Below are 17,019 nucleotides of genomic sequence, written 5' to 3' on the forward strand. Positions count from 1 at the left end.
TGGTCTCTCTTATTTTAAGGAGGGAATGATAGGCGCCACACTTTAAAAGTAAATATATATTAAAGGAGAAACTCTGTGACTAGCGACGTATTAGTATTTGACATGGATGGCACATTATATTACTCGGAAGATTTTATCGACACATATATTAATAATTTAACAGTTGTGGAAAGTAAAAGAGCGGAGATGTTGGAGGATTATAAGCAGATTGCTGAGCAATTCTCTATGCCGGATCAAAAAGAACTTTTATACAAAGAAAAAGCGCTTGGTGATGTATGGCAAATCCTCTTTTATATTGCAGATAAATATAATATTTCCGAAGAAGATAATCATCAAGCATTTCTTAAAACAAGAGAAAAAATGATTAATAATCAGGAGATTTCAATCAACTTCGAGCTAATCAATACGATTAAGAATCTAAAGTTACCAAAGGTATTAATGACAAACTCACCGGAAGTGAGTGCGACACCATTTATAGATTATTTAAACCTTAATGGCGACTTTGATATGTATATCTTTGATGCAAAGAAGCCCGTTGAACTTAGGAATCATATAGAAGAAATCGCTAAAAAATTTCCAGGGCATAATATTATTAAAATTGGGGATAACTATCATAATGATATACAAGCATCTGTGGATTCTGGCATCGATTCAATACACATTAATCATTTTAATCAGCAAACAGTACATAATATTACCGTTTATAACCTTGATCAGTTAAACGACTATCTAGTTGAAAAATATATGGAGGTTTAAATTTTTATGAAAAAGAAATACTTATTGTTACTCATGTCACTATTTGTTCTGTCACTTGCAGCTTGTGGAAATAGTGATGAATCAAATGAGGCATCAGCGGAAACCGAAGAGAAAACTGTCATTGAATACTGGCACGTCAATGCAGAAACACAAGGTGGAAATACTGTCGACCAACTCGTCGAGGATTTTAATGCACAGAGCGATAATGTAGAAGTTATCGCGAGATACAATCCAGATATGTATGCAGGATTAATGTCTAATATGCAAGCTGAAGTTGCTTCAGGAAAATCGCCAGCAGTTGTACAAGTTGGGTGGGCATTTTTAGATTACTTCTCTGAGAATTTTGAGTATGTTGAACCTCAGGAAGTGATTGATAATTATCATGATGAAGACAGTACATTTTTAGAAGATAATTTCTTACCTAATATTCTAGAACTTGGTCAAAATACAGAAGGAAATCAAGTCGGTATTCCTTATTCATTAAGTAGCCCAGTTTTATATATCAATAGAGATTTGTTAGAAGAAGCTGGCTTAGATGTTGAAGGCCCAACAACTTGGGAAGAAGTCAGAGAATATTCTGAGGCAATTAATGAAACTACAGGTAAGTATGGTGTCTATATTCAAGAACCAGCAGATTCATGGGGTCAACAAGCAATGGTTGAAAGTAATGGTGCTAACTTTATAGAAGATGGGAAAGCGAGTTTCGCATCTGAAGAAGGTATTGAAGTATTCCAATATTATCAAGACCTTGTCAATGATAATCTAGCGCTACACATTGGATGGGATCAAGGCATTCAGAGTTTTATTGACGGTAATGTCGGCATGCTTTATACGACAATTGCACAGCGTAATAATGTCGAATCAAATTCACAATTTGATGTTGCTGCAATACAGTCACCGACTTGGGAAGGAAAAGAAAAGCGTGTACCAGCAGGTGGAGCGATGTTGTCAATTACAGCACAAGAGGAAGATGAGCAAGCTGCCGCTTGGGAGTTCATGAGATATTTATACAGTGTGGAATCTATTGCCGAGTGGACTAAAGGTACGGGTTATGTGCCACCACGTGAAGGCGTATCGGATAGTGAGGAAGGATTAAAAACATTTTTAGAAGAAAATGAGCTAATGATCCCAGCCATTGAGCAGATGGATGCCATGGTTCCGTGGGCTTCATTCCCAGGAGATTCTGGCTTAGAAGCGGAACAAAAATTATTAGATATGAGAGATATTATCCTAGGCGGAGATGTAGATGTTGAGGAAACAGTATCTAATACAGAAGAAGAAATCAACAATCTTTTAGAATAATTTTAAAGACAGGAGATTGAATGGTCAATCTCCTGTAGCTTTAAAATAAGGAGGCTTTTTGGTGAGTAAAAAGTATATAAATATACTACTTTTGGCACCTGCATTATTACTATTAGCTATTTTTACAGTAGGGCCATTAGTTTATACGATTTATTTAAGTTTTTTTGATTGGAACTTAATATCTCCAAATAAAACATATGTAGGCTTAGATAATTATAAGGCACTATTAACAGATCCAACATTTAGAAGAATTATAGTCCAAACCTTCATATATATTTTACTTTTTATTATTCTTAATACAGGACTGACCTACATAATGGCATATATTATCGCTCATTTAATTAAATCAAATAAAGGTATATACAAGGTTGCGATATTTACACCTTCCGTAATTTCTCTAGTTGTTGGCTCCATGTTATTTCTTTGGATTTTGAATCCAGTATCAGGACCGGTCGCCATCGTTTTAGCTTGGTTTGGTTTATCTATACCGAATTGGACAGTAACTGAAGGTATGGTTATTGTCGTTCTGAGTCTAATCGTAGCTTGGAAAGTATTTGGCTATAACTTTATTGTGCTCTATTCAGGAATTGTCGGGATACCAACTGAAATTATTGAAGCAGCTAAGGTGGATAAAATATCTAAATTTAGAATTTTTACAGATATCATCATACCGATGAGTTCAGCAACAGGTTTTTACATATTAATTATGACCATTGTGCAGGGGCTACAATATGTATTTACTCCGATTAGAGTTGTCACACAAGGTGGTCCTAACTACCACAGTAGCAACCTAATATATCACTCCTATCATGAAGCATTTGATCTATTTAATACAGGAGTCTCAGCAGCAAGCTCTGTCATTACTTTAATCATATTTATGTTTCTTCTTGCAATGCAATTCATATTTGTAGAAAGGAATGTATATTATGAAAATTAGACAGTTTATATGGCACATTCTAATCATTATTTTTATAGTGGTTGCCTTATATCCAATTTTATTTGCAGTATCAAACTCTTTTAAACATTTAAATGACGCCTTCGTGTCAACAATTAATTTAATTCCTAATTCATTTACTCTCGAGAATTATCAAGGTTTATATGAAACAATTCCATTGTTCAAGATTACATTGAATACCTTTGTCATTGCGAGCATCATCACTTTTTTCAAAATAGTAACTTCTTTGCTGGCAGCATACGCATTGACATATTTTAATTTTAAATTTAAAAAAGCAACATATTTTTTACTAATCAGTACCATTTTTATTCCTTTTACAGTCACTATGATACCCAACTATTTAATCGTTTCTCATTTTGACCTAATTGACAGTGTATGGGGAGTTATTCTCCCACAATTAGCAGATGCCATAGGAATATTTATGTTAACGCAAGCAATGAGAAACATTCCTAAACCTTTAATTGAGGCAGCTCAAGTAGATAATATCTCTACTTTTAATATTATGAAGGATCATGTATTACCAATTGTCAGACCGGCACTAACTTCAACAGCAATTTGGTTTTTTATCTTGGCGTGGAATGATTATGTCTGGCCCCTTCTAATGCTACGTTCTAGAGATAGTTATACACTGCCACTCGCTTTACAGCTATTTGTAAGTTCAGAGGGTGGGACAAACTTTACGGTAGCTATGGCTTTATCTGTGATAACAATGGCGATTCCATTGATCTTATATTTAATTTTCCAACGTTACATCATAAATACTTTTTCATCTAGCGGAATTAAGTGAGGAGTAAGTTAATGACATCAATTATTTTAAAAAACGTAAACAAAAGTTATGGTGACAATACCGTAATAGATAATTTGAATCTAGAGATTAAAGAAGGGGAGAGAACTATATTTCTTGGCCCTTCTGGATGTGGTAAATCGACTATATTAAGGATGATTGCAGGCCTTGAAAAAATCACTAGTGGTGAAGTATTTCTTGGAGATAGAAATGTAACACATCTAGCATCTGGAGAAAGAAATATTGCTATGGTCTTCCAAAACTATGCCTTATATCCCCATATGAGTGTGGAGAAAAATATTCTCTATGCATTAAAGCGTAATGGAGTATCTAAAACTGATAGAGAAAATCGTTTAGAGAAAGTTTTAGCAATGCTGGAATTAGAACAGTATAGAAAGCGTATGCCTAAAGATCTTTCTGGGGGTCAGAGGCAAAGAGTGGCTTTGGCTAGAGCAACAGTGAAGCAATCAAATTACTTTTTACTAGATGAACCCTTATCAAATCTAGATGCAAAACTAAGAGTAGTGGCTCGTAGAGAGTTATTAAAGCTTCATGAAGAATTTAAACAGACTTTTGTCTATGTGACTCATGACCAAGTTGAAGCGATGGCACTTGGAGATCGTATCGTCGTTTTAAATAAGGGTGAAGTTCAGATGGTAGATACGCCTTATAACGTCTATCATCAACCAAGGAACTTGTTTACAGCTCAGTTCATTGGTTCACCACCAATGAATATTCTTGATGGTTTTGTTAAAGATAAGCAGTTCTGTTTCGATGAACAATCCATAGATATTAGTAGTATCAATGGAGTGGGCAAAGAATTAGAAGGTAAGAAAGTATATCTCGGTATTAGACCGGAAAATATGAAGATTAGTGAAAATGATGATGGGGACATCAAAGGGAAAGTCATTTTTAGAGAAAATTTTGGAGCAGAGGTCGCTCACACCATTCAAATTGGTGCAACAGAAATTATTGTAATGTCTAACACAATCATTAATCAAGACGAGGTGTCGGTTATCGTTAATCGAGAACATGTTCACTTCTTTGATAAAGAAACAGAAACAAACTATAAATATTTGATGGAGGATTTATAATGAATATTTTACTTAGTACAAACGCATTTATTACTACTGGATTTAAGCCACTAAAAGAATTACTAGTTGATTATGATACATTCGATTTTGGACTTGAACTGTTCCCGAATTTTGAAGATAAAAGATTTAAAGATGAATTAGCCGAAATTAAATCGCTAATCAAAGACAGACCCTTGTCCATGCATGGTCCGTATTTTAAGGTGGAGCATAGTGCAGAGAAAGGTACAGATGCTTATAAATATGCCATAGACCAGATTGAACAAACCTTAGAAATCTGTGAAGACTTAAATATCAAGCATCTTGTTTTTCATCATAATAACAAAAAAATTACTGATGAGAATAAAGCTTCATCAATAGTTGAAAGTCAAAAAAATCTTCATGAATTGGATGACATTTGTAAAGAATCTGATGTTGAAATCCTCGTTGAAAATGCAGGGGTCTATGCTAAAAATAATGTACTATTTGATGAAGAAGAATTTATAAGTATGTGTAAAGAAGAGGGAAATAATCTACTTATCGATATTGGCCACGTTAATGCTAATAACTGGAGTCTTGAAAATATTATTTCTTCTTTAAAGGAGCAAATTACGCATTATCACTTGCATAATAATGTTGAAGGGAGAGATGATCATAATAGAATTCATGATGGTTCATTAGATTTTGAAGACTTTGTTAAATTGTATAATATGTATACACCAGAAGCGGACTTAGTTCTTGAATATAACTATGATCTTGGTAATGATATAAGTGCAATAAAAGAAGATTTGGACTTCTTATATAAAACTTTTAAGTAAGACTTTTAAACAACATGCTGTGTTCTCTTATTTTCTTATAAATAGACTAGAAATAATTTGCCATTTATACTATAGTAAAGTGTATTGATTACTTATGCCGACATAGTTTAATGGTAGAACACAGCCATGGTAAGGCTGCAATACGAGTTCGATTCTCGTTGTCGGCTGTTTCAACCAACTCTACAAGAGTTGGTTTTTTTGTTTAATTATTTGCAAAAGATTGTACTAATCGATAATGTTAAATAAAGAATGAAATTTGGAGGTTATGATGACAACACTCACTCTACAAGAAGCAATTTTTACTGTAAGTAATCTTAGAACCGAACTCGCTAATGAATATGAGAAATTCAGTACAGAGTACCGAGTGCCTATTTCGGTTAACAATGAAAAAATTGATCATGCAGATAAGCTTTCTAAAGTTAATGAATCACTAGCTAAAGTAAAGCAATTGAGAAATGATTTAGTAACTTTAAAAACAGCAATTCACCACAAAAATTCTACAGCTACAGTGGTTCTTGACGGCACTGAAATAACCGCATCTAGTGCCTTAGAGTCATTGAAAATTGAACGTGGTATCATCAACAATATAAAGAACAATATTACTTTTGGCTATGGTCGTGAACGTGTTAAGACTATATCTGGGGTAGGTATTGTTGAAGAGGGTATCATCAATGAAGATGAGATCAAAGAATATCTGTCAGAACTTGAAACACTCGTTAACAAAAAATCAATCTTAATCGATAAATTTAACAGTACTGAAACGATTGACGTCACACTAACAAGCATATAAGTCATGTATTGGTAGAAAGAGACCTATTTTAAATCGAGAATTTGATGGATTACAATTTACGTTTTATTTATCTGTTACGATTTAAGAATTCGAATCAAACGACTGATGGACAATCATAGTGATGATTATCTCTTTCGATGGAGTTTCCCTCAAAAACTTTTGGGTGTTAAGTTTTGCCTTTTTGCTCACCTACAAATTAAATAATAAAGACTAGGGGTGCACTTTTGTGCTGAGAGATGAACAATCGACCCTTTGAACCTGTAGGTTAGGACCTGCGATAGGGAAGTCTGTGTCGATAAACTTTGGCAACATGGTATTTATGGACTCGGACCGCTCATAAGGTTCGGGTTTTTATCTTGTTTAGTCAAAAGGAGAAATTGATATGTTTACAGATCGATTATGGACACGTGTAGAAGGAATTTGGAAATCGTATTTAGACCATCCTTTTGTGATGGGCTTGGGTGATGGATCTCTTGAAATTGATAAGTTTCAACATTGGTTAAAACAGGATTATGTGTATTTAGTTGAGTATGCACGCTTAATGGCGATTGGTGCAGAGAAGGCACCGGATTTAGATACTATGAATTTATTTGCTGAGTTGTTACATGGAACGTTGTTTGGCGAGATGGAGCTTCATAGAAGTTTTTCAAAACGATTTGGAATTTCAGAGGATGCGCTATTAGAAACTGAGGCGGCTAGTGAAAATACAGCATATACCTCATACATGTTGAATCACGCACAGCGCGGTGATGCAGCTGTTGTGGCTGCATGCTTATTGACTTGTGCATGGTCTTATAACTTTATAGGAAATCACTTAAAGAAAAATTATGACCATGAGGATAATCCATATAAAGAATGGGTGGATATGTATTCAGACACAGAGTTTACTGCATTAAATAATACTGCAATGAAGCTGATGAATCGTTTAGCAGAGGGTAAACCTGAGCGTGAATTGCTTGTCTTAGAGGAAATTGTGGTGAAAACAAGTAAGTACGAGTATATGTTTTGGGAGATGTGTGAAAATAAATCTAATTGGGATGTTATACAAGGAGAGAAATGACTAGGAAATTAATTATTCATAATAATAAGTTTTCTAAATTGTTAAGGGTCTGTAAAACATGTGTATTCCATAATTTCTTTGGGGTAAGGTAGGACTAACATCACGATTCAGTCTGAAAACCTATACTACTTTAAGGAGAGGGAATTAATTATGAAGAAACTCTTAACTGTTACATCATTAGTAGGCGTATTGGCACTTGCTGCATGCGGAGGCGGTTCTGAAGAAGGTACAGAGGAAGGTACAGAAACAGAAGAATCTGGTACAGAAGGAACTGAAACAGAGACTGAAGGCACAGAATCAGAAGATACAGAGTCAGAAGATACTGAATCAGATGACGAAGGTGAATAGAACATTTGAATATCGGCCGCTGGTAAAAACCGGTGGCTTTTTTTCTTGATGCGAATTATTAAAATTTTGTAAGGGTATCATATATAATATATATAATTCGACATATTATAGGAGCGAAAAGAAGTATGAAAATTGGTGTGATTTCTGATTTGCATATTGATCGATACAATGATGAAAACCTTCAACAGAAGGATTTTACCTTAACCTTGGCAAATGAGGTGAATCGTCAATCACTCGATGTGTTGTTGATAGCGGGCGATATTTCAAACGATCATATGCGGTCTTATCGTTTCATGCAGGCACTGGAACAAATGACAGGCGTTGTGATTTACTTTGTGCCAGGCAACCATGATTTTTGGAATCAATCCGGAGATGATAAGACGACAAATGAGATTCATCAATTTTTCAAAAGCACGAAGTATTATAAAGAAGGCGAACCTGTAGATCTAGGTAACGGCTGGGCAATCGTTATGAATGCCGCTTGGTACGACTATACTTACGCAAGTGACCGCTTTTCCAAAGCGCGTCTTGAAGAGCGGAGTTATTACGGTGGAACATGGCAAGATTTAGTACGTGTAGATTGGGGAAAAAGCGATCCAGAGATATCTTTAGAATTTGCAGAAAAAGCTGCACATGATTTGGAAATGGTAAAGGATAAGAAAATTATTTTAATGACCCATGTCGCAACACATAAAGCATTTAGAGTTCCCATGCCAAACCGCTTATTTGATTACTACAATGCCTTTATTGGTACGTCAGACTTTGACACATTTTATGGGGACTATGATATTAAATACAGCGTTATGGGGCATATCCACTTTCGACACCAAGTTATTGAAGGTGGCGTTAAATATATTTGTGCATGCCTTGGATACCGTAGAGAATGGCGGACAAAAGATATTGTTCATGAGATACGTGATGCCTTAGAAATTATAGAAATTTAAAAAGACCTCCTGAGTCTTTTTATTTTAAGTTTATTTATTAACTTGTCCGAAAAAATATAAGTGATATGAGAATTCTATATCGACTGGTAAAGTCAAAATACCGGTCAATGAGTGCTATCTTTGTCCAGTAAAACAAAAGTACCGGCAGATGAATACGCTCATTTGCCGGTAACACTGTTTATTTCTTTTTGATTTCTTCGTATTTAGCGTACCACTCTGGAAAAACTCGCTTGAAGACGACTGGTTTGAACTCTCCATCAACTTTTTTTACTACAAGTAGTGTCGTAGTACCGTGAGTACAAACTTCACCATCTCCGTTGACAATTTCAAAACCGTAGATGGTCCGCATACCTGTATTTTCTTCTACCCAGGTGCGGACAAAGGCACGATCACTGTATTTTAGTGGTTTGGCATAGGTAATATTGACGTTGTGTACTGGGGCTAAATATCCTTCTCTCTCCATCGCTAAATAATCATAACCGATGTCTTCAATTAGTTTCCGACGTCCGAGTTCAAGCCATTTGATATATGAACCATGATAGATGACGCCCATCATATCAGTATCTGCATACAAGATTTGAATTTCTGTTTCTGCTACATATACACTCATGAAAAATCCTCCTATTAATACATATTAATATTGTATCATTCTAATACTGTAAAAATCTCCTCGACTTTTAGACCGGAAAAATAAAGGTTATGATAGAATGAGGTAACTAGGAATGGGGTAATAATATGAAATTACTAACTTTTATAGATCCAGATTCAGGAGATTGTCGCACAGGTGTACTTACTTCTAAAGGTGTACTCGACATATCTGAAGATTTTAGTTCGATTCAAGAGGTTATGAACCATCAAGGAAAGGCTGAAGCACTGATTGATTTTTATATTGAAGGTGAAGGTGTGGATTTTCTAGAGTATGACAGTCTCACTCTTGGACCAGCTGTTCCTAATCCAGGAAAAATCATTTGTGTTGGGGTAAATTACAAACGCCACGCTGAGGAAATGCAAATTGATATTCCCAAACATCCGATACTATTTTCTAAGTTTAACAACGCACTCACTGCGCATAATAGTACTATAAATATTCCGCAAGGTGTGACTGCAATGGATTATGAAGGTGAGTTAGCGATTATAATCGGGAAGACAGCTAAAAGTGTCAGTAGAGAAGACGCTATGGATTATATTTTTGGTTATACAAATGCGAATGACGTATCGGAGAGAACATCACAATTTAGAACGAGCCAATGGCTAACAGGTAAGACCTATGATGGGTTCTGTCCCGTTGGACCATACATTGTCACCTTAGAAGAACTCGGAGAACCTCATAAATTACGTATTAAGACTTATGTCAATGGTGAGTTACGACAAGATTCTAATACGAATGATATGATATTTAAAAGTAGAAGTTTAGTTAGTTATACTTCCCAGTTTATGACTTTAGAGCCAGGCGATATTATTTTAACAGGAACTCCAGAAGGTGTTGCTTCAGGTTATAAAACAGCAATTAAACCTTGGATAAAAGACGGTGACACTGTAACAGTAGAAATTGAGTCACTCGGTAGATTAACAAATTGTTTTAAAATGGAGTGATAGAAATGCCAGTGTATGGTAAAGTTCACAAACTTTTTGTTGGTAAAGTAAAAACGATTGGTAATCCTAAGGCAGAAGAAAAGATGGATCAAGAATGGCAGACTGGTGCATTCAAAGAAGAGACTAAAGAAGCGGTATTTTTATCGAAAAATGGTTTAGTAGGAGACGAATGTCAGGATAAGAAAAACCATGGTGGTCCTGAAAAAGCTTTGTTTGCTTATGCAGTTAGTCACTACGAAAAATGGCGTGTTGAACTCGCTACTGATGACATTGGACCTGGTGGCAATGGAGAAAATATTGCTGTCTTGCACATGGATGAAGAATCGGTATGTATTGGAGATATTTACGAACTGGGTGAGGCAACCATTCAAGTTTCGCAACCTAGAAGACCATGCTGGAAGCCTGCTAGACGACATGGCGATATTGAACTTGCTAAAAAGATAGAAGATAGTGGGCGGACAGGTTGGTACTTTAGAGTACTTAGAGAAGGTAAAATCAAAAAAGACGATGAATTTAAGTTATTAGAACGCCCAGCACCGGATTGGACGATTGCTCAGATGAATGAGGTGCTTTACCATAACCGCGACAATATTGGCTTACTAGAAAATCTTAGAGATCAAGAATTCGCACCAGACAGTTGGGTTAAAACAATCAATAAAATATTAACAGGTGAGGAAATTGATGAGTCACCAAGGTTGTATGGACCGAATATATAAAAATTCCCACATAACATTTTTTAACATGTTGTGCGGGAATTTTTATTGTTAATTTACGGATTGTGCTTTAGGTGTCTGATCATCAGGGTTATGAGTAGGATCTAGTTTGCGTTCTAAGAACCTTAAACCGAAGTCGATAATTATAGCGATAAGAGCAATAGGAATGGCGCCTGCCAGAATGTAGACAGTACCTTCTGTTGCATTTGTCCCTCGGATAATCAAATCTGTTAATGTAGGGGCGCCAATGAAGGAGCCGATCGCAACGACACCAATTGCGACGACGAGTGCAATTCTAAAGCCACCGATAATTACTGATAGGGCAAGTGGCAATTCAATTAGGCGGAGTACTTGATTTGAAGTCATACCCATACTTTTACCAGCATCAGTAATATTTTTATCCACATTGGTAATGCCTGTATAGGTGTTTTTAATAATCGGCAATAGTGCATATAAGAATACTGTCATGATCACCGTATTTGTACCAAGCCCCATAACGAGCATTAAGATGGCAATCATCGCTAGAGCAGGTATGGTCTGAATGATGTTAGCAATCGTGATGACCACGCCTGAAAGTTTAGAATACCGCGCGATAAAAATCCCAATCGGTACGCCGACAATCGCAGCAAAGAGGACACCATATAGACTCATGAGTAAATGGTCCATGAACAAGCGGAACAAGTAAGGGAAGTTATTGGTGAAATAGTTAAAGAGTTCAACGATTAAATTTTCTCCCATTATTCTTCCTCCACTTCAAAGTAATTGTGTTCATCTAAAAATTCTTCTGCAACAATAGCAGGCTCGATGCCTTCCTCATCAGCACGGTAGTTGAGTTCTTGCATTGTTTCAGTTGAAATTGTATCTTCTAAACGAGTTAAGGCTTCGTCAATGACGGGATATTCTTCGATAATGTCATATGTGGCAAAAGGTGATGCATCATATGGTGGGAAGAATTGTAGGTCATCTTCTAAGACGACTAAATCATAAGCTGGGATACGACCATCTGTTGTATAACCTAGAGCGAGGTCAAGGCTCCCTGTATTAAGGGCTTCGTAAACTAAGCTAATTTGCATGGCTCTCATAGTGTCAAAACCAAAACCATATGCTTCTTGGAAGGCTTGATAACCATCACCAGGTCTGTTAATCCACGAAGTATCAACGCCTACATTGAATTCATCTGCATATTCAGCTAGATCAGAAGTAGTTTCAAGACCATACTCATCTGCAGTTTCCCTAGTGACCATGAAGGCATAAGTATTATCGAAGCCATAGGAGTTATAAAATTTCATGTTAAATCGTTCTTTAAAAATGTCTTGTGTTAAGGCCATCGCTTCATCTGGATCGTTAACTGGATCTTCATTTAAGGTTCCGGTTAAATCTGTACCGGAATAACGGGTACCAGAGATTTGGGCATCTCCGGTTAAGAGGGCGTTATGTTGAATTGTTGAAGAACCAAGGTTGTTTATCATAGTTGGCTCTATTTCACCGTCACTATAATGTTCGATCATTAAACGAACCATATGTGATGTAATTTGTGATTCGGTTGTAGTCATTGATGTAATAGTAATACCATCGCTCGAGCTACTACTTAAACCAGGTAGACTGCACCCGGATAAGAAGATGACCGACACGAGCATGAGTGTAAATAATCGTTTAATCTGTGTCATATAATCTCTCCTATCTGGATACTTTTAGTCCTTTTGGTGTAACCCATTTTTCTGTGAGTGATAAACAAAAATCAGCAATTAAGGCGAGGACTGTGACCATAATCGCAGCACTGATTATTAATTCAGGTTGATAGGTATTTAGGCCATTGAAGACAAAGTCGCCTAGGCCTCCTGCACCAATATAACTCGCTAGTGTTGCCCATGATATGACGTATACAGATGATAGGCGAATACCACTTAAAATCAATGGTGTAGACATCGGAACCTCTATTCGTCTCATTAATTGACCGCGGGTCATACCCATACTTTTCGCTGCGTCCATAATGTTAGGATCTATATTTCTCACACCAATGATTGTGTTGTTTAAAATAGGTAAGAGAATATAGGCGCTAAGAGCAATAATCGCGGGTATTCTACCTACACCAAACAAGGGAATCATCAAAGCTAAGACAGCCAGAGTTGGGACAGTCTGTAAGACGCCTGCAGTGGTTAAGACCCACCCAGCTAAACGTTTAGTGTTGGCAATCATCATGCCAACTGGTACAGCAATTAGGATGCCTATGACTAGGGAGATTAATGAAATATAAAAATGTTCCCAAGTCTTAAGCATCAGATCTGCGCCATTTACTTCTAAAAATTCCATCATGATTGCTCAACTCCTAAGGGATTACTTTCATCTTCCTTGCTTTCTCCCCAAATCGTGTCATAGACAATATCTACTAAGTTCGAACGGGTAATGAGTCCAACTAACTTGTTGTTATCATCGATAACTGGAATATTTCTAATGTTACGTTTCAAGATAGTGCGTACAGAATCTTGAAGTTTAGAATCTACACCGATTCGATAAACGTCGCGATTCATTAGGTCAACAAGATCCATGCCTTTTCTGTAACCATCATTAATATCTTCAATATCTACAAAACCAAGTAATTTTTTCTGATCATCTGTTACTAGGATTGTATCGATACGCTTTTCTCTCATGAGTGTTATACAATCATTGATTGATTTATCTACAGTGATACTAATCGGTTGAATCATGGCATCTTGTACTGTTCTCATATTTGGACGATCTTGAATGAGGCGGCCTTCACCAATGAAATCACGAACAAAGCCATTAGCAGGATGTCTTAAAATTTCGTCAGGCGTATCAAATTGGACGATTTTACCGTGACTCATGATAACGATTCTGTCAGCGAGCTTGATTGCTTCATCCATATCATGGGTAACGAAGATAAATGTTTTGCCTAATTTTTTCTGTAATTCTTTAACTAAATCTTGTAGGGTGTCACGCGTAATAGGGTCTAGCGCGCCGAAGGGTTCATCCATCAGGATGATGTTTTGTTCAGCTGCAAGTGCTCTGACAACACCGATACGTTGTTGCTGACCACCTGAGAGTTCGGAAGGATAACGGTCGAGATACTCTTCTGGTAAATCGACTAGTTTGATTAGTTCTCTCGCTTTTTTGTCTTTATCTTCATCGGACCATTTTAATAGTCTGGGGACTAAGGTGATGTTTTCTTTGATAGTCATATGAGGTAAGAGTCCAATTTGTTGAATCACGTAACCAATGCTACGACGAAGTTCAACAGGATTTTTCTTAGAAATATCCTCACCATTTATTGTGATTGTGCCTGTTGATGGTTCAATCATGCGATTGATCATACGTAGAGCGGTTGTTTTACCACTACCACTCGTACCAATAAAGGCAATAAATTCACCCTCATTAATATCGAGTGAGATATTGTCGACGGCTTTCTTGTTACCGCCATAAGTCTTTGAAACATTCTTAAAACTGAGCATAATCTATCTCCTTTTCCATAATTAAAAAGTTGATCTCAGAACATGATTAGTATAGCATAGTAGATTTTAAATTTCATATTATTAGATAAGTTTCACATATTTAAAATGCTTTTAAAACACTGTTATAAATAGTATTGTGAAATTTATAATTGAAATTTATTGAAATACTAGTCTGTAATAATATGAAATTTTGAAACGCATAAATTATATTACCCTATAATTTTAAAAGTATTCAGAAATTTATTTGACAAGTTCATGACAAACAATTAGCTTTAAATTAAATAGAAGAAGGGGTGTTTATATGCAAGAAGGTATTTTATCGAAAGCAGCCGCATTAAAAGAGGACATTATTACTTGGAGAAGACATTTACACCAGTATCCTGAACTATCATTTGAAGAAGTAGAAACAGTTAGATTCGTTAAAGAGAAACTTGAACAATTAAATTTTGATATCGAGTACCCGATCGCGAAAACTGGTTTAATAGCTACTTTAAAAGGAGAATCTGAGGGTCCGACAGTTGCTTTACGTGCGGATATGGATGCCCTGCCAATACAAGAAGAAAGTAATCTACCTTATAAATCGTCAGTCGATGGCGTCGGGCATTTGTGTGGGCATGACGCACACACTGCAATTTTACTTGGTGCTGCTCATATTCTCAGCCAAAATCCTCTGAAGAAGGGGAATATTAAATTGCTGTTCCAGCCAGCTGAAGAAGGTTATGGTGGTGCAGAGGTGATGGTAAATGAAGGCGCCTTACAAAATCCCGCTGTTGATGTGATTGCTGGACTGCATGTGCATCCAACAGTAAAAACAGGAGAAACTTCAATTACAGAAGGTTATGCGACAGCGTGTGCAGACTCATTTGATATTAAAATTATTGGCAAAGGCGGGCATGCTGCCCATCCTCACCTATCCATTGACCCGATTGCAATTGCTTCTACAGTCATTGCATCATTGCAGCAGGTCGTCAGTAGAAATGTTGATCCTTTAGAAAACATCGTATTAACAATAGGGAAGATTAACGGTGGATTTGCGAGAAATGTCATTGCGCCAGAGGTCGCCTTAGAAGGCACTGTACGATTATTAAATCCAAACCTTCGACCACTCGTTAAAGAAAAAATGGATGAGTATTTAAAAGGTATTACTGAGGGTATGGGTGGGACTTATGAATTTACTTATACAGATGGTATTCCTTCAGTTTATAATGAACCAACATTAATTCCTGACTTACATCACTCAATTGATAAAGTCCTTGGTGAAAATCAACTGCTTAAAGTGAAACCGAGTATGGGTGGAGAAGATTTTTCATATTACACTAACAAGATTCCAGGTGTCTTCTTTAGGCTAGGTACAAATGGCAGTGAAGATACGAGCTACCCCAATCATCACCCTAAATTTAATGTGGATGAAGATGCTTTGCCTTATGGTTCAGCGATACTGGCACAATTTGCATATGATTATATAGAAAATCATTAAGTTTAGAATTTATTAGGTTGTGATGGGTCACAATAGGGTATGTATAAATAAGTAATTTTTCTAGGAGGATTTACATGAAAAATAGATATAGTGCGGATATTGAATATTTAACGGTGGGCTTAGACCATGCCAAAGTTGAAGTTGAAGCTTTTGTGAATCTAGGGTGCCCTTATTGCCAAACATTCTTTGAAGTTGTTGATGAGGTATTAAAACCTTATGCAGATGATGGTTATATCAAACTTGTTCTTAAACATGTGGACAGAACAAAATCAAAATTATTGCGTGGTACTGTTGCCAATAATTATGTGGACCATGATGATCCAATCGAAGGGTATAATACAATGAAAGAACTATTCATGACACAAGATTCATGGTCGGATAGCTTTAAGGATACGATTAATAAGTGTGAAAATGACCTGGGCTTACCAGAATTAAAAGCACAGTATGACCGTGGTGAGGAAGTACTTAAAGACTTCAATGAACGTGGATTAAGAATTGTGCCAACTGTGTTTATTAATGGCGAACAGGTAGATTACAAGCCAAAAGAACTGTCTAAAGATGAAGTAGCTGAGCTATTTAAAAATAAAATAGAACATTTAAAATAGGCTTGTGTTTCAAGTCTATTTTATTTTAGTGTATAGTACCTGTAAGGAGAGATAGATATGAAATATTTTGCCGTTTTTATATCTATGAAAAGTGAAGCATTATCCAAACAACATCGACCAGAACACCTGGCTTTTTTAGAAACACAAAGAAATGCAGGTAATATCTTAATTAACGGGCGCTTTACTGATGGCTCCGGAGGGCTCGTGATATATAGAGGAGAAGATGAAAGTAAAATTGAATCACTCGTCAACGAGGATCCTTACATTAAATTAGGTGCAAGAAATTACGAGATACGTGAATGGGATATGGAAAGTAACTACGAGTTTTAGATGTTCG

20 protein-coding genes, 1 tRNA gene and 1 riboswitch are annotated in these 17,019 nt (G+C 36.3%); of the genes, 16 read left to right on the forward strand and 5 right to left on the reverse strand.

Annotation, left to right across the window (positions count from 1 at the left end):
• Positions 1–75: 75 nt before the first annotated feature.
• The 11 genes from JEM45_RS09210 (at position 76) to JEM45_RS09260 (ending at position 8,827) form a co-directional block, all read left to right on the forward strand.
• Positions 76–756: an HAD family hydrolase gene (locus JEM45_RS09210; protein ID WP_198687361.1), complete on the forward strand. Its 681-nt coding sequence runs from the start codon at positions 76–78 to the stop codon at positions 754–756.
• Between the two features lie 6 nt (positions 757–762).
• The gene (locus tag JEM45_RS09215) at positions 763–2,058 is read left to right on the forward strand and encodes an ABC transporter substrate-binding protein (RefSeq protein ID WP_166626973.1); all 1,296 of its coding nucleotides are present in this window, start codon (positions 763–765) and stop codon (positions 2,056–2,058) included.
• Positions 2,059–2,119: 61 nt separating this feature from the next.
• A complete protein-coding gene (locus JEM45_RS09220) occupies positions 2,120–2,995 on the forward strand; it encodes a carbohydrate ABC transporter permease (RefSeq protein ID WP_166626972.1) in 876 nt (291 codons plus the stop codon).
• Positions 2,985–3,800, forward strand: a complete 816-nt coding sequence (locus JEM45_RS09225; RefSeq protein WP_166626971.1) for a carbohydrate ABC transporter permease — start codon at positions 2,985–2,987, stop codon at positions 3,798–3,800. The genes JEM45_RS09220 and JEM45_RS09225 overlap by 11 nt, the downstream gene beginning before the upstream one ends.
• An 11-nt stretch (positions 3,801–3,811) precedes the next feature.
• Positions 3,812–4,891, forward strand: coding sequence for an ABC transporter ATP-binding protein (locus JEM45_RS09230; RefSeq protein WP_166626970.1), 1,080 nt, complete (start codon positions 3,812–3,814; stop codon positions 4,889–4,891).
• The gene (locus tag JEM45_RS09235; RefSeq protein WP_166626969.1) at positions 4,891–5,685 is read left to right on the forward strand and encodes a sugar phosphate isomerase/epimerase family protein; all 795 of its coding nucleotides are present in this window, start codon (positions 4,891–4,893) and stop codon (positions 5,683–5,685) included. The genes JEM45_RS09230 and JEM45_RS09235 overlap by 1 nt, the downstream gene beginning before the upstream one ends.
• 96 nt (positions 5,686–5,781) lie before the next feature.
• Positions 5,782–5,852, forward strand: a tRNA-Thr gene (locus tag JEM45_RS09240).
• Between the two features lie 101 nt (positions 5,853–5,953).
• Positions 5,954–6,475 (forward strand): hypothetical protein, encoded by a 522-nt coding sequence (locus JEM45_RS09245; protein WP_217623503.1) that lies wholly within the window; start codon positions 5,954–5,956, stop codon positions 6,473–6,475.
• Positions 6,476–6,677: 202 nt separating this feature from the next.
• Positions 6,678–6,776: riboswitch (TPP riboswitch) on the forward strand.
• An 81-nt stretch (positions 6,777–6,857) separates the two neighbouring features.
• Positions 6,858–7,535: a thiaminase II gene (tenA, locus tag JEM45_RS09250; RefSeq protein ID WP_035855684.1), complete on the forward strand. Its 678-nt coding sequence runs from the start codon at positions 6,858–6,860 to the stop codon at positions 7,533–7,535.
• Positions 7,536–7,685: 150 nt separating this feature from the next.
• A complete protein-coding gene (locus JEM45_RS09255; RefSeq protein WP_198687363.1) occupies positions 7,686–7,883 on the forward strand; it encodes a hypothetical protein in 198 nt (65 codons plus the stop codon).
• A gap of 125 nt (positions 7,884–8,008) precedes the next feature.
• On the forward strand, positions 8,009–8,827 hold the full coding sequence (locus tag JEM45_RS09260) for a metallophosphoesterase (RefSeq protein ID WP_198687364.1): 819 nt from the start codon (positions 8,009–8,011) through the stop codon (positions 8,825–8,827).
• A gap of 178 nt (positions 8,828–9,005) precedes the next feature.
• Here the strand turns inward: JEM45_RS09260 and JEM45_RS09265 are convergent, their stop codons facing one another.
• The gene (locus tag JEM45_RS09265) at positions 9,006–9,437 is read right to left on the reverse strand and encodes an acyl-CoA thioesterase (RefSeq protein ID WP_035855668.1); all 432 of its coding nucleotides are present in this window, start codon (positions 9,435–9,437) and stop codon (positions 9,006–9,008) included.
• Positions 9,438–9,562: 125 nt separating this feature from the next.
• Between JEM45_RS09265 and JEM45_RS09270 the strand changes: the two genes are divergently transcribed.
• Both JEM45_RS09270 and JEM45_RS09275 read left to right on the forward strand, forming a co-directional pair.
• A complete protein-coding gene (locus tag JEM45_RS09270) occupies positions 9,563–10,420 on the forward strand; it encodes a fumarylacetoacetate hydrolase family protein (RefSeq protein ID WP_166626965.1) in 858 nt (285 codons plus the stop codon).
• A 5-nt stretch (positions 10,421–10,425) separates the two neighbouring features.
• The gene (locus JEM45_RS09275) at positions 10,426–11,136 is read left to right on the forward strand and encodes an MOSC domain-containing protein (protein ID WP_198687365.1); all 711 of its coding nucleotides are present in this window, start codon (positions 10,426–10,428) and stop codon (positions 11,134–11,136) included.
• 48 nt (positions 11,137–11,184) lie between these two features.
• Here JEM45_RS09275 and JEM45_RS09280 read toward each other — a convergent pair whose 3' ends face one another.
• Genes JEM45_RS09280 through JEM45_RS09295 form a run of 4 tightly spaced genes read right to left on the reverse strand, consistent with a single transcriptional unit; the run spans position 11,185 to position 14,600 of the window.
• Entirely contained in the window at positions 11,185–11,871 is a 687-nt protein-coding gene (locus tag JEM45_RS09280) for an ABC transporter permease (protein WP_198687366.1), read from the reverse strand.
• Positions 11,871–12,800 (reverse strand): osmoprotectant ABC transporter substrate-binding protein, encoded by a 930-nt coding sequence (locus JEM45_RS09285; protein WP_198687367.1) that lies wholly within the window; start codon positions 12,798–12,800, stop codon positions 11,871–11,873. Before JEM45_RS09285 ends, JEM45_RS09280 begins: the two co-directional genes overlap by 1 nt.
• Positions 12,801–12,810: 10 nt before the next feature.
• Positions 12,811–13,446: an ABC transporter permease gene (locus tag JEM45_RS09290; RefSeq protein ID WP_198687368.1), complete on the reverse strand. Its 636-nt coding sequence runs from the start codon at positions 13,444–13,446 to the stop codon at positions 12,811–12,813.
• The gene (locus JEM45_RS09295; RefSeq protein ID WP_198687369.1) at positions 13,443–14,600 is read right to left on the reverse strand and encodes a betaine/proline/choline family ABC transporter ATP-binding protein; all 1,158 of its coding nucleotides are present in this window, start codon (positions 14,598–14,600) and stop codon (positions 13,443–13,445) included. Before JEM45_RS09295 ends, JEM45_RS09290 begins: the two co-directional genes overlap by 4 nt.
• A gap of 301 nt (positions 14,601–14,901) precedes the next feature.
• On the opposite strand from JEM45_RS09295, the gene JEM45_RS09300 reads away from it, so the two are divergent.
• The 3 genes from JEM45_RS09300 to JEM45_RS09310 all read left to right on the forward strand — a co-directional run bounded on the left by JEM45_RS09300 (position 14,902) and on the right by JEM45_RS09310 (position 17,012).
• On the forward strand, positions 14,902–16,077 hold the full coding sequence (locus JEM45_RS09300; protein ID WP_198687370.1) for a M20 metallopeptidase family protein: 1,176 nt from the start codon (positions 14,902–14,904) through the stop codon (positions 16,075–16,077).
• Positions 16,078–16,151: 74 nt separating this feature from the next.
• The gene (locus tag JEM45_RS09305; protein ID WP_198687371.1) at positions 16,152–16,682 is read left to right on the forward strand and encodes a thioredoxin domain-containing protein; all 531 of its coding nucleotides are present in this window, start codon (positions 16,152–16,154) and stop codon (positions 16,680–16,682) included.
• A 57-nt stretch (positions 16,683–16,739) separates the two neighbouring features.
• Positions 16,740–17,012: a YciI family protein gene (locus JEM45_RS09310; protein ID WP_198687372.1), complete on the forward strand. Its 273-nt coding sequence runs from the start codon at positions 16,740–16,742 to the stop codon at positions 17,010–17,012.
• Positions 17,013–17,019 lie beyond the last annotated feature (7 nt).

This window comes from Jeotgalicoccus sp. ATCC 8456 (genome assembly GCF_016313225.1).
Lineage (GTDB): Bacteria > Bacillota > Bacilli > Staphylococcales > Salinicoccaceae > Jeotgalicoccus > Jeotgalicoccus marinus.